The 17863-nt window shown below is 72.4% G+C and carries 15 protein-coding genes; 8 read left to right on the forward strand and 7 right to left on the reverse strand.

Going from position 1 to position 17863, the window contains the following annotated elements; all coding sequences use genetic code 11:
• Nucleotides 1-30: 30 nt before the first annotated feature.
• Genes ACWD6N_RS13425 through ACWD6N_RS13435 form a run of 3 tightly spaced genes read right to left on the reverse strand, consistent with a single transcriptional unit; the run spans nt 31 to nt 4832 of the window.
• The gene (locus ACWD6N_RS13425; RefSeq protein WP_354966452.1) at nt 31-1254 is read right to left on the reverse strand and encodes a hypothetical protein; all 1224 of its coding nucleotides are present in this window, start codon (nt 1252-1254) and stop codon (nt 31-33) included.
• 57 nt (nt 1255-1311) lie between these two features.
• Complete coding sequence (locus ACWD6N_RS13430) at nt 1312-2997, reverse strand: GTPase (RefSeq protein WP_354966453.1); 1686 nt, start codon at nt 2995-2997, stop codon at nt 1312-1314.
• Nucleotides 2994-4832: an ABC transporter gene (locus tag ACWD6N_RS13435; protein WP_354966454.1), complete on the reverse strand. Its 1839-nt coding sequence runs from the start codon at nt 4830-4832 to the stop codon at nt 2994-2996. Before ACWD6N_RS13435 ends, ACWD6N_RS13430 begins: the two co-directional genes overlap by 4 nt.
• A 220-nt stretch (nt 4833-5052) precedes the next feature.
• Here ACWD6N_RS13435 and dnaK point away from each other — a divergent pair, with 220 nt between their 5' ends.
• The 5 genes from dnaK to ACWD6N_RS13460 all read left to right on the forward strand — a co-directional run bounded on the left by dnaK (nt 5053) and on the right by ACWD6N_RS13460 (nt 9817).
• Nucleotides 5053-6921, forward strand: a complete 1869-nt coding sequence (gene dnaK / locus ACWD6N_RS13440; RefSeq protein WP_354966455.1) for a molecular chaperone DnaK — start codon at nt 5053-5055, stop codon at nt 6919-6921.
• 48 nt (nt 6922-6969) lie between these two features.
• Nucleotides 6970-7734: a nucleotide exchange factor GrpE gene (gene grpE, locus ACWD6N_RS13445; RefSeq protein WP_354966456.1), complete on the forward strand. Its 765-nt coding sequence runs from the start codon at nt 6970-6972 to the stop codon at nt 7732-7734.
• 85 nt (nt 7735-7819) lie between these two features.
• A complete protein-coding gene (gene dnaJ / locus ACWD6N_RS13450) occupies nt 7820-9001 on the forward strand; it encodes a molecular chaperone DnaJ (protein WP_354966457.1) in 1182 nt (393 codons plus the stop codon).
• 30 nt (nt 9002-9031) lie between these two features.
• Nucleotides 9032-9472: a heat shock protein transcriptional repressor HspR gene (locus ACWD6N_RS13455; RefSeq protein WP_203173989.1), complete on the forward strand. Its 441-nt coding sequence runs from the start codon at nt 9032-9034 to the stop codon at nt 9470-9472.
• Between the two features lie 132 nt (nt 9473-9604).
• Nucleotides 9605-9817, forward strand: a complete 213-nt coding sequence (locus ACWD6N_RS13460) for a hypothetical protein (RefSeq protein WP_354966458.1) — start codon at nt 9605-9607, stop codon at nt 9815-9817.
• Nucleotides 9818-9909: 92 nt separating this feature from the next.
• Here the strand turns inward: ACWD6N_RS13460 and ACWD6N_RS13465 are convergent, their stop codons facing one another.
• The 4 genes from ACWD6N_RS13465 to ACWD6N_RS13480 form a co-directional block, all read right to left on the reverse strand.
• Entirely contained in the window at nt 9910-10341 is a 432-nt protein-coding gene (locus tag ACWD6N_RS13465) for a hypothetical protein (RefSeq protein ID WP_354966459.1), read from the reverse strand.
• A gap of 211 nt (nt 10342-10552) precedes the next feature.
• A complete protein-coding gene (locus ACWD6N_RS13470; protein WP_354966460.1) occupies nt 10553-11758 on the reverse strand; it encodes a cation:proton antiporter in 1206 nt (401 codons plus the stop codon).
• A 5-nt stretch (nt 11759-11763) separates the two neighbouring features.
• Entirely contained in the window at nt 11764-12264 is a 501-nt protein-coding gene (locus tag ACWD6N_RS13475) for a cation:proton antiporter regulatory subunit (protein ID WP_354966461.1), read from the reverse strand.
• A gap of 251 nt (nt 12265-12515) precedes the next feature.
• Nucleotides 12516-13652: an epoxide hydrolase family protein gene (locus ACWD6N_RS13480; RefSeq protein WP_354966462.1), complete on the reverse strand. Its 1137-nt coding sequence runs from the start codon at nt 13650-13652 to the stop codon at nt 12516-12518.
• Nucleotides 13653-13737: 85 nt separating this feature from the next.
• On the opposite strand from ACWD6N_RS13480, the gene ACWD6N_RS13485 reads away from it, so the two are divergent.
• From ACWD6N_RS13485 to ACWD6N_RS13495, 3 genes are all read left to right on the forward strand, one after another.
• Nucleotides 13738-14391, forward strand: a complete 654-nt coding sequence (locus ACWD6N_RS13485) for a TetR/AcrR family transcriptional regulator (protein WP_354966463.1) — start codon at nt 13738-13740, stop codon at nt 14389-14391.
• A gap of 86 nt (nt 14392-14477) precedes the next feature.
• Nucleotides 14478-17069, forward strand: coding sequence for an ATP-dependent chaperone ClpB (gene clpB, locus ACWD6N_RS13490; protein ID WP_354966464.1), 2592 nt, complete (start codon nt 14478-14480; stop codon nt 17067-17069).
• Between the two features lie 125 nt (nt 17070-17194).
• Nucleotides 17195-17575 (forward strand): hypothetical protein, encoded by a 381-nt coding sequence (locus ACWD6N_RS13495; protein WP_354966465.1) that lies wholly within the window; start codon nt 17195-17197, stop codon nt 17573-17575.
• Nucleotides 17576-17863 lie beyond the last annotated feature (288 nt).

Consider the following 17863-nt stretch of genomic DNA (forward strand, 5'->3'; position numbering starts at 1 on the left):
CGGCGACGTGCCCGCCCGCCCGGAATGCCGTCAGGCGCCGTCGTCGGCGAGACGGTGCCGGTTCGCCTCGATCCAGGCGTCCAGCGCGGCCGGGTCGTCCGGGTCGACCCCGTCGGCCATCAGCTGGGCCACCGCCGCGGTGGCCGGGCTACGCCGCTCACCGGTCGAGTAGAGGCGGGCGAACTCCGCCACCATCTCCTCGATCGCCTCGTCGGTGCGCGTCGCGGCCGTTTCGGAAAGTCCACGCTGGCGCGACGCGTACCGGGCCCAGGCGCGCAGCACACGGGGCAGCATCGCCGCGTCGTCCATGTCCAGTACCGCCCGGCGGTGTACCCAGTCGAGCAGGAAGAGCCCGGACACCGCGGGGCTCCACCGCATCGGGTCGGCGTCCGGGAAGGTCGCCGAATGGTCCAGCAGCAGGCTCAGGCAGAAGTGCAGCGAGGCCAGCTCCGCGCCGTCGACGGCGTCGAGCCCGAACCGTGCGGCCTCCGGCGCGGCCAGGAACCGCCGGACCAGCTCGGTGCGCTCGGCGGCGGAGAGCGGCTCGACCTCGGCCGGGCTGGTTGGGGCGGCGGCGGTGGGCAGCAGCGCCAGCCGGGCGCCGACCAGCGCCCGATCGGTGGCGAGTGAGCCCTCGCCGGGCAGCTCGCTCAGCTCGTCGGTGACGGCGAGGTGGCGGGCCACCTCGCCACGCAGTTGGGCAGGATCCTCGGTACGGAACCAGGTCAGCTCGTCGTCCGCGCACATCTGGCGGACCTGGTCCAGGATCCGTTCCGCCGGCCCGCCGACGAAGATGTCCTTGGTGATCCCGATGTTGTGGTCGACCAGGGCCACCAGCGCGTGCTCGGGGCCGCCGGCCGCGTCGTCGTAGGCGAAGGTGGCGAGGTAGGAGGTCTGATCGCCGTACACGTCGCCGTACGCCCAGCTGCCGGTGAGGTGCACCCGGCCGAGCTGACCCGTCCAGGCTGGCGCCTGGCTGCCCGGGCGCACCCGTTCGGTGCCCTCGGCGTCGGGGATGAGCGTGGCGAAGACCTGCCGGATGGTGGTCGCCGCAGCGATCCGGCGGCGGGCGGTGGCGGCGAGGAACCCGGTGACGAACTCCCGTACGGCGGTGTCGCGGTCGGTCTCCGCGATCGCGTAGACGCTGCCCAGGAGGGCGCTGCCGAGCATCTCGGCGTCCAGCGCCGACTCCAGCTTGGTCACGTCGCGTGCGGCGTGCAGCACCGCGTCGTAGGGGGTCTGAGGCGTGGCCATGCTCCGACCCTACGCCGCTCGGGGGATGTGCAGAGGGGTAGCGAGCCGTGCTGAGCGTCAGCGGCGGGCGGCATCCCGCAGCGCGTCGCGTGCCTGCGCGTACGAGGCGAGCACGATCCGCACCGGGGCGAGCACGTACTCCTCGCCCACGCGGGCGACCTCGGCCGTCAGCCGCTGCTCGGCGCGGCTTCGGGCAAGCCGGGCCGCCCAGCGCACCACCGGTCGGGTCAGCGCGGCCACCAGCAGCCCGGCCAGCAGCCCGCCGAGCAGCAGCAGGGTGGGCAGTGGCACCTGCCCGACCATCGGGTTGTCCAGTGCGGGCAGGCCGAGCGCCCGCAGCGCGTAGCCGAGCATTAACCAGCCCAGCCCGACCACGGCGGCCAGGGTGACCAGCCACTGGACACCGCCGACCAGCCGCCACCAGACGGGTCGACGGCCCAGGCCCAGGTCGGTGCCGGCGATCGCGCGGTCCAGCGCGTCCGGCAGGTCGCCGAGGCGGGACCGGGCGGCGGCGGTGACCGCCGCCGGCCAGGCGGCAGGCAGGTCGGCGGCGGCCCGATCGGCCACCGCACGGATGGCCAGACCGAGCGCCGAGCGCTGGGCGGCCGTCGGGTCCGGTACCGAGGTTGCCGCGACCAGGCTCTCCGCCGGGTCGGCCTGATCGCCGGCCGGGCCGGGCAGGTGCAGGCGGCGCAGCGGGTCGGGTCGCAGCCGCCGCCAGCCCCGGACCACCGGCCAGCCGGTGACCGCGCCGGCCCGGTGCCGGTACGCCTGCTCCACCGCCTCCGTCACCGCCGGCACTCCGGCCGCGCCGGCCAGTGCCCGGTTCAACCCGTCGACGGCGGTGTCGTCCGGTCCGCCCGCCGGTCGGGCGGAGCCGACCAGCTCGTCCAGCGCGGCGACCACCGTGTCGACATCGCCGGCCAGCCGTCGCAGCGCCGCCTGCCGCTCGGCGACCGTCCGTTCCAGCGCGGTGCGCAGCCCCACCATCCCGGCCGGATCGATGGCGGTGGTGGCCAGCAGCGGCACGCCGGTCAGCCCGTCCGCATCGAGCAGCCGGCGCAGGTCGTCCAGGACCCGGGGCAGTTCGGCCGGGGGCAGCCGGTCGGCCTGGTTGAGCACGACCAGGGTGACGTCCCGGTGGCGGTGGAACTCGCGGAGGTAGCTGTCGTGGATGACCCGGTCGGCGTACTTCTGCGGGTCGACCACCCAGACCACCTGGTCGACCAGGCCGAGCAGCCGGTCCACCTCCAGTCGGTGGGCCCGCTGCACCGAGTCGAAGTCGGGCAGGTCGAGCAGGATCAGCCCGTGCAGCGCGGTCTCGTCGTCCGCGTCCAGCGCGCTCTCGCGGACGAAGCGGTGCCGGGGCAGCACACCGATCCAGTCGAGCAGTCGGTTGGCGCCCTCCAGCGCGCCCCACACGCAGGCGTGCGTGACGCCGGTCGTCGGGCGGCGGACCCCGACCGGCGAGAGCTCCAGCCGGGCCAGCGCGTTGAACAGGCTGGACTTGCCGCTGCCGGTGGCGCCGGCCAGGGCGACCACGGTGTGGTCGCGGGACAGGGTGAGCCGGGTGCCGGCCCGCTCGACCAGGGTGTGCGCGGGCACCAGCTCGGAGTCCGGCAGCAGGCCGTCCACCGCGGTCAGGAACCGGCGTACCGCGTCCAGGCGGGCGATCAGCGCATCGGGGTCGATCCGCTGGTCACCCCGGAACGCCTCGCGTACCCGGCCGGCGATGTTGCTCACCGGGAGCCATCCTCGTCGGCGGCCGGCGGTGTGTCGCCGGTTGCCAGGCCGCTGCGGTGCCGGGCCAGCTCGACCCGGCCGGCGGCCCTGCGCAACCCGTCGCCGGCGTCCGCGGCGGGGCGGGCTTCGGCGGTGCGGGTCAGGAAGCGGTCGGCCTCCGCGTCGAGCAGCGTCCGCACCCGGTCCAGCAGGTCCGCACGGGCCTTGGCGGCGAGGGTACGCACCGCCTGGTCGCCGAAGATCGCCTGGAGTACGGCCTGGGCCGCGACGGTGGTGCCGGCCCCGGTGGCCACCTCCAGCCCGGTCGGGATGAACGCGGTGGACGCGAACACGGCGATCATCACGGCGAGCCCGGTGGCGTTCACCGCGTACGCGGCGGTGCGGGCCACGATCCGCTTGTCGCCGCCCTCGACCCGCACCAGCTCCAGCACCCCGCGCTGCCAGTCCCGGACCATCCGCTCGGCGCGCTCGGGCAGGTCGCCGCCGGGGTGGGCGAGCCCCGGGTTGAGCAGCCCGGCTCCCGCCGGGTGCGCCTTCCACGCGGTGTACGCGGCCTCGGCGGCCTCCGAAGCGACCCCGCGCAGCAGCGTGACCAGCTGCGACTCGATGGCGTTGCGCAGCTCGGCGGCGGGTGCCGGCCGACCGGTGACGGCGGCCACCATCCGATCCCGCAGCCGCCCGATCCGCGCCTCCAGGGTGCGGAACAGCTCCCCGGTGCCGACGAACTCCTGCCAGCGGGCGAGCACCTCGCCACGGAGCAGGCGGCCGTCCCGCAGGCCCTGCTCGACGGTCCGTTCGGCGCCCCGGTAGGCGGCCCGGACCCGCTCGTCCAGACTGTCGGCGGCGGCGACCTGCTCGTCGGCGGCGTCGGCCAGCTCCTCGACGGCCGGGTGCAGCGCGGCCAGCGCCCCGTCCAGGGTCTGCCGGACCACCGCGGCCCGGGCGTCGGCGTCGCCGGCCAGCCGCGCGAACCAGTCGGCCAGCGGCGCGGTGACACCCTCGGGCAGCAGCCCCTGACCGTCGACCCACGTCTCCGGCAGCACGAACAGGGGCGCCCGGCCGAGGTCCTGTGCGGTGAGCATCTCGGCCAGGTGTGCGGAGATCTCGTCGGTGGCCTCCGCGGGCACCCGGTCCAGCACCATGGCGATCACCGCACCGCGGGCCCGGGCGCTGCGCAGCAGCTCCCACGGCACCGCGTCGGCGTACCGGGCGGCGGTGGTGACGAACAGCCAGAGGTCGGCAGCGGCGAGCAACTGGCCGGCGAGTGCCCGGTTGGCGTCGACCACCGAGTCGATGTCCGGCGCGTCGAGGAAGGCCAGCCCGGCGGGCAGCGCCGGGGCGGTGACCAGGTGCAGGGAGCGCGGGTCCTCACTTGGCTCGGTGGTGCGGGTGAGCCCGGGCAGCAGCTCACCCTGCCGGAACCAGGCCGCGTCGGCCGGGTTGCAGACCAGCACCGGTGAGCGGGTGGTCGGCCGGAGCACGCCGGCCGCGCTGACCCGGGCCTTGACCAGGCTGTTGACCAGGGTCGACTTGCCCGCGCCGGTGGAACCGCCGACCACCACGAGCAGTGGCGCGTCGAGCCGGGCGAGCCGGGGCAGCAGGTAGTCGTCGAGCTGGTCGGTGAGGGCGCTGGCGGTGTGCCGGGCCGGCCCGGCGGAAGGCAGGGCGAGCGGATACCGGGTCGCGCCGATCGCGGCCCGGAGACCCGGCAGCGCGCCGGGGAGGCTGTCGTCCCCGGTGGTGGCGGGCGGCTCCTCCGCGGCGTCCGGCGGGCCGGTGCGGGCTGCGACGGCGGGCGCTCCGGAATGGGTGGCGGAATCGCCGTGCGTCGTCACCGCTAAAGCGTGCCCGACCGATGCAAGAGAAGACAACCGGACGGTAATAACGGCTGGGTTGCGTCGGGTCGGCTCAACTCAACTTGACGATTGGCCGGGGCGTGGCACTATTGAGTCAAGTTCACTCAACTTGTGGTGGGCCCGCTGCGGGCGGTGCCCGCCAGGCAGTCCGCGGGCGGTGCCCGTCACCTGCACAACCTTACGAAGCGAGGAAGCGAAGATGGCACGTGCGGTCGGTATCGACCTCGGCACGACGAACTCCTGCGTCAGCGTTCTCGAGGGCGGTGAGCCCACCGTCATCGCCAACGCTGAGGGCTCGCGGACGACTCCGTCGATCGTCGCGTTCGCCCGTAACGGCGAGGTGCTCGTCGGTGAGGTCGCCAAGCGCCAGGCGGTGACCAACCCGGACCGGACGATCCGCTCGGTCAAGCGGGAGATCGGCACCAACTGGTCCGTCGACATCGACGGCAAGAAGTACACCCCGCAGGAGATCTCGGCCCGGACGCTGATGAAGCTCAAGCGGGACGCCGAGGCGTACCTGGGTGAGCAGATCACCGACGCGGTGATCACCGTTCCGGCCTACTTCAACGACGGCCAGCGCCAGTCGACCAAGGAGGCCGGAGAGATCGCCGGCTTCAATGTGCTGCGGATCGTCAACGAGCCGACCGCGGCCGCCCTGGCGTACGGGCTGGACAAGGGCTCCAAGGAGCAGACCGTCCTGGTCTTCGACCTCGGCGGCGGCACCTTCGACGTGTCGCTGCTGGAGCTGGCCGAGGGCGTCGTCGAGGTCAAGTCGACCAGCGGTGACAACCAGCTCGGTGGCGACGACTGGGACCAGCGGATCATCGACCACCTGGTCAAGACCTTCCGCGGTGAGCACGGCATCGACCTAAGCCAGGACAAGATGGCCCTGCAGCGGCTCCGTGAGGCCGCCGAGAAGGCCAAGATCGAGCTGTCGGCCGCCACCACCACCAACATCAACCTGCCGTACATCACGGCCGGCGCCGCCGGCCCGCTGCACCTCGACGTGACGCTCAGCCGCGCCGAGTTCCAGCGGATGACGCAGGACCTGCTGGACCGGTGCAAGGGCCCGTTCGAGCAGGCCGTGAAGGACGCCGGGATCAAGATCTCCGACGTCGAGCACGTGATCCTGGTCGGCGGCTCGACCCGGATGCCGGCCGTGACCGACCTGGTCAAGCAGCTCACCGGCCGTGACCCCAACAAGGGCGTCAACCCGGACGAGGTCGTCGCCGTCGGCGCCGCGCTCCAGGCCGGCGTGCTCAAGGGCGAGGTCAAGGACGTCCTGCTGCTCGACGTGACCCCGCTGAGCCTGGGCATCGAGACCAAGGGCGGCATCTTCACCAAGCTGATCGAGCGCAACACCACCATCCCGACCAAGCGCTCCGAGGTCTTCACCACGGCGGACGACAACCAGCCGTCGGTGCTGATCCAGGTGTTCCAGGGCGAGCGGGAGATCGCGTCCTACAACAAGAAGCTCGGCACCTTCGAGCTGACCGGCCTCCCGCCGGCGCCGCGCGGCGTGCCGCAGATCGAGGTCGCGTTCGACATCGACGCCAACGGCATCGTCAACGTGCACGCCAAGGACCTGGGCACCGGCAAGGAACAGAAGATGACGATCACCGGCGGCTCCTCGCTGCCGAAGGACGACATCGAGCGGATGCGCCGGGACGCCGAGGAGCACGCGGAGGAGGACAAGCGCCGCCGCGACGACGCCGAGACCCGCAACGTGGCCGAGGCGCTCCAGTGGCAGACCGAGAAGTTCCTCGCCGAGAGCGGCGACAAGCTGCCCAGCGAGACCCGGGAGCAGCTCAACGAGGCGCTCGGCGAGCTGCGTGGCGCCCTCGGCGGTCAGGACATCGAAAAGATCAAGTCGGCGCACGAGCGGCTCGCGCAGGTCTCCCAGCAGGCCGGTTCGCTGCTCTACTCGCAGCAGGCCGAGCAGGACCAGCAGCCGGGTGGCGAGGCCGGCCCGGGTGCGACCGGGGCGACCGGCCCGCAGGCCGGCGCTGCCGGTGGCGCCGACGACGTGGTCGACGCGGAGATCGTGGACGAGGACGGCAAGAAGTGACCGTCGGCCTCCGACACGTATCCACTGCGAAGGGGATGAGGTAGCCGCATGACGCAGAAGCCACGAGCCGCCGACCCGGGCGACACCGGGTCGGCGCCGGGTGGCTCCGCGCCCACCGAGCCGGCCACCGGCGACGGGGAGCGGGTCGTCATCCGCAACAACCGCAAGCTCAGCGACACCACGGAGCCCGAGGGGGCCGCCGCCGACGCGGGCAGCGACGTTCCGGCCGAGGGCCTGGTCGAGGACGCCGAGGTCGTGGTCGACGAGATCGAGATCGAGGCCACCCTGGTCGACGGGTCGGCGCCGTCCAGTCCGCCGGTGGTGGACGCCCCGGCGCAGCCGGTCGACGGTGCCGGCACCGGCACCGGCTCGCCGCTGGGTGCCGAGCTGGAGGCGCTCCGGGCCGAGCTGGACGAGCGGACGCGGGACCTGCAGCGGGTGTCGGCGGAGTACGCCAACTACCGCAAGCGGGTGGACCGGGACCGCAGCCTGGTGCAGGAGCAGGCGACCGGCTCGGTGCTGGCCGCACTGCTGCCGATCCTGGACGACCTGGACCGGGCCCGGGAACACGGCGACCTGGTCGGGCCGTTCGGATCGGTGGCGGAACAGCTCACCACCGCGCTGGGCAAGTTCGGCCTGACCGCCTTCGGCGAGCAGGGCGACCCGTTCGATCCGACCCGGCACGAGGCGGTCGCGCACCAGACCTCGGCCGAGGTCGGCGAGCCGACCTGCGTGCAGGTCATGCGGCGCGGCTACCAGCTCGGTGAGCGGCTGCTGCGCCCCGCGCTGGTAGCGGTCGCGGATCCGGAATAGTGCGAGACGGTGACCGGTTTGTCCCGCCCGCCGCGATGCGGTGGGCGGGACGGCCGGGCCACGAAGGTCGGAAGGGGGTGGACCGGTGAGTTCGAAGGACTGGCTCGAGAAGGACTTCTACGCCGTGCTCGGCGTGGACAAGGCCGCCTCCGCGGATGACATCAAGAAGGCGTACCGCAAGTTGGCTCGGGAGTCGCACCCGGACCACAACCCGGGCGACCCGAAGGCCGAGGAGCGGTTCAAGGCCGTTTCCGAGGCGTACAACGTGCTCTCGGACAGCAGCCGCCGCCGGGAGTACGACGAGATGCGCTCGCTGTTCGGCTCGGGCGCGTTCCGGCGTAACGCACGGGGCGCCGGCCAGCCGGGCGGCATGCCGTTCGACGTCTCCGACATGTTCGGCGGCGGGGCGGGGGGCGACCGTCGCTTCGGCGGGGCCGGCTTCCAGGACCTGTTCAGCTCGATCTTCTCCGGCGGCTCGGCCGGTGGGCAGTCCGCGCCGCGCGGTCCGGCCCGGGGTCGGGACGTGGAAGCCGAGGTGGCGCTGGACTTCGGCGACGCGGTGCGGGGCGTGACCCTGCCGCTGACGCTGCGCGCCCCGGGCGTCTGCGACACGTGCCACGGCAACGGCGCCAAGCCCGGCACCCAGCCGCGGACCTGCCCGGCCTGCCACGGCGCCGGGGTGACCACCCGCAACCAGGGGTCGTTCAGCTTCTCCGAGCCGTGCCGCACCTGCCAGGGCGTCGGCACGGTGGTCGAGGAGAAGTGCCCGGAGTGCCACGGCAGCGGTGGGGTCACCAAGACCCGCACGCTGAACGTGCGCTTCCCGGCCGGGGTGGCCGACGGCCAGCGGATCCGGCTGGCCGGGCGGGGCGAGCCGGGTGAGCGCGGTGGCCCGGCCGGTGACCTGTTCGTGCAGGTCAAGGTCCGGCCGGACGAGCTGTTCGGTCGTACCGGTGACGACCTGACGTTGACCGTGCCGGTCACCTTCGCGGAGGCCGTTTTCGGCACGGACCTGCGGGTGCCGACGCTCGACGGCGCGGTGACCCTGCGGGTCCCGCCCGGCACGCCGAGCGGGCGCGTGCTGCGGGCCCGGGGCAAGGGTGTGGTCCGCCGCGACGGGCAGGCCGGCGACCTGCTGGTCACGCTGGACGTGGTGGTGCCGGCTCGATTGTCGGACGAGGCGCGGACGGCACTGGAGGCGTTCGCCGAGCAGAGTCCGCCGGCGGCCAGGGAACATCTCGACGCTCGGGTGCGTCGGGTCAGTTAGTCCGGTGGGATGGACGCGGAGGTGAGCGGGATGTCGGGCGAATTCCTCGGTTCGAGTGACCCTGCCTACGAGGCCAAGGTGCTGATGATCTCGGTGGCGGCACGAATGGCGGGGATGCACCCGCAGACCCTGCGCCAGTACGACCGTCTCGGCCTGGTGCAGCCCGGCCGGGCGGCCGGCGGCGGGCGTCGCTACAGCGTCCGTGACGTGGTGCTGCTGCGCGAGGTGCAGCGGCTCAGTCAGGACGACGGGATCAACCTCGCCGGAGTCAAGCGGATCATCGGGCTGGAGCGGCTGCTGGAGCAGGCGCAGCAGCGGGTGGCCCGGCTGGAGGCGGAGCTGGACGCCGCGTACCGCCGGGTGGCCGAGCTGGAGTCGTTGGCCCGCTTCCCGGGCCGCGATCTGGTGCCCACCAACCGCACGTCCACCGCCCTGGTGGTCTGGCGACCCCGCCGTACGCCCGATCGCTGACCTGCTCTTCCGGTTCCTTTCTTCGGCCCGGCCCGCACCGGATTTCCCGGCGCGGGCCGGGCCGTTCCGGCTAGCCTGTCGATACGGGTTCTATCGGCTTAATTCGGACCTACCGGCATAGCAGGGGGAGCGATGGCGGAGCCGGCGAAGAAGATGGCCCAGCAAATGGCTCAGCAGACGGAGGACCGGCTCGAAGACCTGGCCGACACCGTCCGCGAGAAGTTCGACAAGGTGACCGAGGGAAGCTTTCGGGACCGGATCACCGAAGGGCGGTTCGCCGACCAGGTCGACCACGGCGTCGACCAGGCCCGGGCCGAGACCCAGCGAAAGCAGACCGACCGGTAACCGACGTGCGGGCCGGGACCCACGGGGGGTCCCGGCCCGTTCGTCGTCCTGAGTGCGGGCCGGGACGCAGTGACGCCCGCGGTGGGGCGGCGTCAGCCGAGGCGGCGGTTCTCGCGGACCAGGCCGCCTTCGCACCAGTCCCGGTAGACGAAGAGATCCGGTCGGGCCAGCAGCACGCGGCCGTTGTGTGCCCAGATCTTCATCAGCTCGTCGCCGTCGCGCTCGGCCTGCTCGACCAGCTTGCGGAAGCGGCGCTTGGGGTGGGCGCGGAAGTTCGTCCGGATGCCGTCGGCCGCGTAGATGTAGAGGCAGTGCAGCGCGAAGCGGCGGGCCGGGCAGGTCGGGTCCATCGCCAACTCGAAGAGCGTCAGGATGAGCCGGTCGCCGGAGACCAGTAGGTCCCAATCCGGCGGCATCGAAGCCAAGGGCACCGAATCGGGCTGGTACGCCCAAGCTCGCAACTCCGCCGGAGTCGGATCGACGGGGTTGGCGAAGCCGTGGAACGTCGACTCCTGCACGCTCACCGGCCAACCTTCCACTTTCGCCCGCGTTGGCACTGGCCACCCGCGGACCTTGGCTGCTGGGGCGAAACGGTAACCCGCCGTCGGGTGCTGCGGTAGTCCCCGCAGGGAGCAATTCAGCAACCGTTGGCCTGGCCTGGTCCACCGGATGGTCGGAGGGCCCGCCCACCGCCGTTGACGTGTCGATCGGGACCATGTCAACGGCGGTGGCGCGTCAGTCGTGGATCGGAACCGGCTCCCGCCGCTCGGCCGCCGCACGGGTGCGCAGCCACCGCTTGAACCACGGGAAGTCGGGCAGTCGGGCCAGCATCGGCCCGGTCACCACGGTAATCAGGACGTACGCCGTGGCCAGCGCCGCCAACCGCGGCTCGACGCTGCCGGCGGCCACCGCGAGCCCGGCGATGACGATGGAGAACTCACCGCGGGGTACGAGTGCCAGGCCGGCCCGCCATCGACCAGGTTCGGCGATGCCGACGCGGCGAGCCGCGAGGTAACCGGTGAGCGTCTTCGTCGCCATGGTGACCACGGCCAGCGCGAGCGCCGGCAGCAGCACGGGTGGGATGTCCCGTGGGTCGGTGACCAGCCCGAAGAAGACGAAGAACACCGCGGCGAACAGGTCCCGCAGCGGGGAGAGCAGCTCGGTGGCGTGGTGTGCCACCGGCCCGGAGAGCGCGATGCCGACGAGGAACGCGCCGACCGCCGCCGACACCTGGAGCTTCGCCGCGAGACCGGCGATGAGCAGGGTCAGCCCGAGTACGCCGAGCAGCAGCGCCTCCGGATCCTTCGCCGACAGGGCGGAGGAGATCAGATGGCCGTACCGGATGGCGAGCACCAGCACGAGCAGCACCGTTCCCACCGCCACGGTGAGCGCGATGCCGCCGCCGAGCAGGCCGGTGCCGGCCAGCACCGCGGTGACCAGCGGCAGGTACAGGGCCATCGCCAGGTCCTCGATCACCAGGACCGAGAGGATCACCGGGGTCTCCCGGTTACCGAGTCGGCCCAGGTCGCCGAGGACCTTGGCGATCACTCCGGAGGACGAGACCCAGGTGATGCCGCCGAGCACCAGGGCGGCCACCCAGTCCCAGCCGAGCAGCAGGGCGAACGCGGCGCCGGGCAGTGCGTTGAGTACGCCGTCGATCAGCCCGGCCGGGGCCGCCGACCGGAGGTTGCCGACCAGTTCGTTGGCCGAGTACTCCAGGCCGAGCATGACCAGCAGCAGGATGACGCCGATCTCGGCCCCGACCGCGAAGAACTCCTCGCTGGCCGCGAGCGGGAGCAGCCCACCGTGCCCGAACGCCAGCCCGGCGAGCAGGTAGAGGGGGATGGGCGAAAGACCGACGCGGCGGCTGAGTCGACCGAGGACACCGAGCAACAACAGCAGCGCGCCGACCTCGACGAGCAGTGTGGTGGAGTCGTGCATCCGCCTCAGCCGTCCGGGTCACTGTCGGCGAGGATGGCGGAGACACCGTCGAGACCCTTGCGGGTCCCCACGACGACCACCACGTCACCGGCTGCGAAGCGGAAGGTGGGAAGCGGCGAGACGATCACCTCGCCGTCGCGCAACACCGCCACGATGGAGGCGCTGGTGCGGGTACGCGCCTTGGTGTCACCGAGCTTCCGATTGACGTACCGCGACCCCGCCGTGATGGCGATCTGCTCGGTGAGCAGACCGGCGGCCTGCTCGCGCAGCCCGGAGAGCTGGCCGAGCATCAGCGACGCGCCGAGGATGTCGGCCAGCGCCTCCGCCTCGTCGTCGGTCAGCGGGATGTCCGCCTGGCAGGAATCGGGATCGTCGGGGTCGTAGAGGACAAGATCCCGGCGGCCATTGCGGTGGGAGACCACGCCCAGGCGGCGTCCGGACTCGGTCACCAGATCGTGACGTACCCCGATCCCGGGAAGGGCGGTCTGCTCGACTCGTACTCGCACCCGCCAAGGCTACCGCCTAGTGAACCAAGCCCAGATCTTGGTCGAGTTCGGCCCCTCCAGGGGCCACCTCCTTCCAAGATCGATGGCTCCCGCTCGATCTGAGGCCCTCGTTGATCGACTCGGTTTCGGCGATGTCGCGGTGTCCCGGCAGTCCGGACGCCCCGACTTCCGGGAAGCGGAGTGGACCTACCACTCGGGATGCGCCGGTACCCACCCCGGCAGAGCGGGGTGGGCACCCGGGCGCGCCACGGTCAGCGAAGGCTGGCGAAGAACTCGCGGACATCCGCGACCAGCACGTCGGTGGCCTGGTGGGCGGCGTAGTGGCCGCCGACGTCGCCGCGGCCCTCGACGTCCGTTCCGTACGCCGTCCACCGGACGATGTTCGCGTGGTCCCGCTCGGCGAAGCGGCGGATCGACTGGAAGTCACCGGGGAACATGGCCAGCGCGGTCGGCACGGTGGTCGGCCCGGTAGGCGCGTCGCCGGCGTGCGCGTCCTCCCAGTAGAACCGGATCGCCGAGGTGGCCGTGCCGGTGAACCAGTAGAGCGCCACGTTGGCCAGGATGAAGTCGGCGTCGAGGCTCTCGTCGAAGAGTTGGGCGTTCCAGGCCAGCAGCCCGACCGGCGAGTCGGCCAGCCCGAACGCCAGGGTCTGCGGCTGCTGGCTGTGCACCTGGTTGAAGGAGAACTTGTTCTCGTAGAACCACTGGAGGTGCTCGAGCGCCGCCTGGTCCGCCTCGGACAGCCCGGCGAACTCGGCCGGGTCGCCCGAGGGGAACGAGAAGAGCTGGGTGACGTGCACGCCGAGCACGTGCGCCGCGTCGATCCGGCCCAACTCCGGCGCGACCATTGAGCCGGCGTCGTTGCCGACCGCGCCGTAGCGGTCGTACCCCAGTCGGCTCATCAGCTCGGCCCAGGCGCGGGCGGTGCGGTACCGGTTCCAGCCGGCGCTGCGGGTCGGGCCGCTGAACCCGAAGCCGGGCAGCGACGGGATGACCAGGTGGAAGGCCGGCGCGTCCGGTGCGGTCGGCTCGGTGAGCGGGGCGATCACGTCCAGGTACTCCAGCACCGAGCCGGGCCAGCCGTGGGTGAGCACCAGCGGGGTGGCGTCCGGCCGGGACGACCGGACGTGCAGGAAGTGGATCTGCTCGCCGTCGATCTCGGTGACGAACTGCGGGTACCCGTTCAGTCGGGCCTCGACTGCGCGCCAGTCGAACCCGTCCCGCCACCGGTCGACGAGGGCGCGGACCCGGTCGGTGCTCATCCCGTAGGTGGCACCGGCGCCGGGCAGGTCGGCGGGCCAGACCGTGCGGCCGAGCCGGGCTGCCAGGTCGTCGAGGGCGGTCTGCGGGACCTCGACGCGGAACGGGCGGATCGCGGTGCCGGTCATCTCGGTACTCCTTCGGAACGGAATGTTTCGTTCCGCTACCACAGTAGCAGACCGGAACGGTCCGTTCCACTGCTATTCTGGTGGCATGCCACCTCCCCGCGGAAAGACGGACGCGCCGCTGGCCGGCCGCCGTGCCCAGGCCGCCCGCAACAACGAGGTGATCCTCGAGGCCGCCCGCGCGGTCTTCCTCGACGATCCGAAGGCGCCGATCGCCGCCGTCGCCGAACGTGCCGGCGTCGGCATCAGCGCGCTCTACCGGCGGTACGCGGGCAAGGAGGACCTGCTGCGCCAGCTCTGCCACGACGGGTTGCGCCACTACATCGCCGAAGCCGAGACCGCCATGGCGGAGCCGGACGACTGGGCCGCGTTCGCCGGGTTCCTGGCCCGGGTGGTCGACGCCGACGTGCACTCGCTCACCGTTCACCTGGCCGGCACCTTCACTCCGACCGAGGAGATGGGCCGGGACGCGATGCGCGCCAGCGAGCTGGCCACCGCCCTGTTCGAGCGGGCCCGCTCCAGCGGGCGGCTGCGCCCCGACGTGGTCGTGCAGGACCTGGGGCTGCTGCTGGAGGCGTGCGCCGCGGTGCGCGTACCCGATCCGGAGCGGACCGGGCAGCTGCGCCGCCGTCAGCTCGCGGTGCTGCTGGCCGGACTGTCGACCGGGCCGGACACCGACCCGCTGCCCGGCCCGCCACCGGCGGCCGGGGAGTTCGACTGGCGCTGGCGTCGCCGGGAGTGATGGGCGTCACAGCGTTAGGGTTGAGCGGAATACGCTCAACTCTGGTTGGGTCCAACCCAATGGACAACGCCGATCCGGGGGAGCCCATGAACACCGAACGCCTCACCACCAAGAGCCGCGAGACCATCACCGGTGCCGTCGCCCTGGCGAACCAGCGCGGCCACGCCACCGTGGAGCCCTGGCACCTGCTGCTGTCACTGCTGGACACCGACGGCTCGACCGCCGCCGGCCTGCTGCGCGCGGTCGGGGCCGACCCCGCCGAGCTGCGCCGGGCCGCCCAGCGCGCGGTCGACGCCCTGCCGGCCGCGCGGGGCTCCAGCATCGCCGAGCCCACGCTGGCCCGGGAGTTCGTCAACGCCATCGGCGCCGCCGAGCAGATCGCCCGGCCGCTGGGCGACGAGTACACCTCCACCGAGCACCTGCTCGCCGGCCTGGCCCGGGTCGGCGGCGCGGTGTCCGGCGCGCTGACGTCGGTCGGCGCCACCGAGGAGACCCTGGTCGCCGCCTTCCCGAGTGTCCGGGGTGGGGACCGGCGGGTCACCACCGCCGACCCGGAGCAGACCTACCAGGCCCTGGCCAAGTACGGCGTGGACCTGACCGCCAGCGCCCGCGACGGGAAGATCGACCCGGTGATCGGCCGGGACTCGGAGATCCGCCGCGTGATCCAGGTGCTCTCCCGACGTACCAAGAACAACCCGGTTCTGATCGGCGAGCCCGGCGTCGGCAAGACCGCCATCGTCGAGGGGCTCGCCCAGCGGATCGTGGCCGGTGACGTGCCCGAGTCGCTGCGCGACAAGAAGCTGGTCTCACTGGACCTCGGCGCGATGGTCGCCGGCGCCCAGTACCGCGGCCAGTTCGAGGAGCGGCTGAAGTCCGTGCTGGAGGAGATCAAGAACTCCAACGGGCAGGTCATCACCTTCCTCGACGAGCTGCACACCGTCGTCGGTGCCGGCAAGGGTGAGGGCTCGATGGACGCCGGCAACATGCTCAAGCCGATGCTCGCCCGCGGTGAGCTGCGGATGGTCGGCGCCACCACGCTGGACGAGTACCGGGAGCACATCGAGAAGGACCCGGCGCTGGAGCGCCGCTTCCAGCCGGTGGTGGTCGGGGAGCCGACCATCGAGGACACCATCGGCATTCTGCGCGGGCTCAAGGAGCGCTACGAGGTGCACCACGGCGTGCGGATCACCGACGCCGCGCTGGTCGCCGCCGCGTCGCTGTCCGACCGCTACATCACCGACCGGTTCCTGCCGGACAAGGCGATCGACCTGGTCGACGAGTCCGCGTCCCGGCTCCGGATGGAGATCGACTCCCGGCCGGTCGAGGTGGACGAGATCGAGCGGGCGGTTCGCCGGCTGGAGATCGAGGAGATGGCGCTGGCCAAGGAGCCCGACGCCGCGTCCGCCGAGCGGCTGGAGCGGCTGCGCAAGGAACTGGCGGACAAGCGCGAGCAGCTCACCGTGCTCTCCGAGCGTTGGCAGACGGAGAAGAGCCACATCACCAAGCTCTCCACGGCCAAGGAGGAGCTGGAGCGCCTGGGCGGCGAGGCCGAGCGGGCCGAGCGCGACGGGGAGCTGGAGCGCGCCGCCGAGCTGCGCTACGGCCGGATCCCCGCGCTCAAGGTCGAGCTGAAGCAGGCCGAGGAGGAGCTCGCCCAGCTCCAGGCCGACGGCGCGATGCTGAAGGAGGAGGTCGGCGCGGACGACATCGCCGCGGTGGTTGCCTCCTGGACCGGCATCCCGGCTGGCCGGCTGCTGGAGGGCGAGACGGCCAAGCTGCTCCGGATGGAGGAGTCGCTGGGCGGCCGGGTGGTCGGCCAGGCCGAGGCGGTGGGCGCGGTCGCCGACGCGGTGCGCCGGGCGCGGGCCGGCGTGGCCGACCCGGACCGCCCGACCGGCAGCTTCCTCTTCCTCGGCCCGACCGGTGTCGGCAAGACCGAGCTGGCCAAGGCGCTCGCCGAGTTCCTCTTCGACGACGAGCGGGCGATGGTCCGCATCGACATGAGCGAGTACGGCGAGAAGCACTCGGTGGCCCGCCTGGTCGGTGCCCCGCCCGGCTACGTCGGCTACGAGGAGGGCGGCCAGCTCACCGAGGCGGTGCGCCGTCGGCCGTACTCGGTGATCCTGCTGGACGAGGTGGAGAAGGCCCATCCGGACGTCTTCGACGTGCTGCTCCAGGTGCTCGACGACGGTCGGCTCACCGACGGTCAGGGCCGCACGGTCGACTTCCGTAACGCGATCCTGATCCTCACCTCCAACCTCGGGTCGTCGGTGATCAGCGACCTGACGCTGGCCGATGAGCAGCGCCGGGAGGGGGTCCTCGCCGTGGTCCGGTCGCACTTCAAGCCGGAGTTCCTCAACCGGCTGGACGACATCGTGGTCTTCGCCTCGCTGCGGGGGGACGATCTGCGCTCCATCGTGGACATCCAGCTGGACCGGATGCGAAAGCGTCTCGCGGACCGTCGATTGGCGCTGGACATCACCGAGTCCGCGCGCCAGTGGCTCGCCGAGCACGGCTACGACCCGATCTACGGCGCCCGCCCGCTACGCCGCCTGGTCCAGACCGCGATCGGCGACCAGCTGGCCAAGGCCCTGCTCTCGGGCACGATCCGCGACGGCGACACCGTCAAGGTCGACCTGACCACCCCCACCAACACCCTGACGGTAACCCCGGCCTGACCCCACCCCGCCTCCCGGCCCAACCCGCGGTGATCAAGAGGTTTGCGTCATCGAGATGTCCTCTCATGATGCAAACCTCTTGATCAACAGGGTGGAGCGGGGGTGGGCGGGGAAAGGATGGGGGCATGTTCGGCATCGGGAAGAAGTGGGAACGGGAACTGGGCTCGGCCGTTGACGAGTTGGTCGCGGCCGACACGCTTGCCTTCGGTGGCGTCGGCTTCGCCGGCACGCTGCTGCCGGTGACCGAGGCGTACCAGCGGGTCGAGGCCGCCCTCGACGACCACCCCGAGGAGGTACGCCGGCAGCTCGACCGGGTGCTGGCCGAGGGCTCACCCGCCGGCCGGGCGTACGCGGCCACGCTGCTGGAGCGGATCGACCCGACGGCGGCCCGGGCGACCTGGACGTCACTGCGGGACGACCCGACGGAGTTCACCACCTTCGTCGGCTGCGTGATGGGGCGCTCCACCCTCGGCGAATACGCCACCCAACGACTCGCCGCAGCGTGATCCACCGCTCTGTCCACAGTGCAGACGGCCACGCGCGGCAACGCCCCGGCCGCCGTGAGTAGCTGAGCTTTCCGTCACGACGCGAGTCGCTTCGGTGTCGGGGGTTGTTACCGTCTGCGCCGACGTACCTGGGGAGGTGGTCGGTGGACGGGTCGGTGACGTACCTGGTGGCGGCGGTGGCCGTACTCGCGGTGGCCGTGTTCGTGATCATCGTGCGGGCCCGGCGACGGGCGGCGACCCGGCCCGGCGGTGCGGTGCCCGGCGGGCGGCCGGGGGGGGGGCGCGCGG

Source organism: Micromonospora sp. NPDC005163 (genome assembly GCF_053599835.1).

What these genes read in the sequence shown, in the direction of transcription:
- ACWD6N_RS13425 (WP_354966452.1), bottom strand. Translation starts at nt 1,254, where the DNA reads ATGGCCACGCCTCAGACCCCCTACGACGCGGTGCTGCACGCCGCACGC.
- dnaK (WP_354966455.1), top strand. Translation starts at nt 5,053, where the DNA reads ATGGCACGTGCGGTCGGTATCGACCTCGGCACGACGAACTCCTGCGTC.
- grpE (WP_354966456.1), top strand. Translation starts at nt 6,970, where the DNA reads ATGACGCAGAAGCCACGAGCCGCCGACCCGGGCGACACCGGGTCGGCG.
- ACWD6N_RS13455 (WP_203173989.1), top strand. Translation starts at nt 9,032, where the DNA reads ATGTCGGGCGAATTCCTCGGTTCGAGTGACCCTGCCTACGAGGCCAAG.
- ACWD6N_RS13460 (WP_354966458.1), top strand. Translation starts at nt 9,605, where the DNA reads ATGGCGGAGCCGGCGAAGAAGATGGCCCAGCAAATGGCTCAGCAGACG.
- ACWD6N_RS13470 (WP_354966460.1), bottom strand. Translation starts at nt 11,758, where the DNA reads ATGCACGACTCCACCACACTGCTCGTCGAGGTCGGCGCGCTGCTGTTG.
- ACWD6N_RS13480 (WP_354966462.1), bottom strand. Translation starts at nt 13,652, where the DNA reads ATGACCGGCACCGCGATCCGCCCGTTCCGCGTCGAGGTCCCGCAGACC.
- ACWD6N_RS13485 (WP_354966463.1), top strand. Translation starts at nt 13,738, where the DNA reads ATGCCACCTCCCCGCGGAAAGACGGACGCGCCGCTGGCCGGCCGCCGT.
- clpB (WP_354966464.1), top strand. Translation starts at nt 14,478, where the DNA reads ATGAACACCGAACGCCTCACCACCAAGAGCCGCGAGACCATCACCGGT.
- ACWD6N_RS13495 (WP_354966465.1), top strand. Translation starts at nt 17,195, where the DNA reads ATGTTCGGCATCGGGAAGAAGTGGGAACGGGAACTGGGCTCGGCCGTT.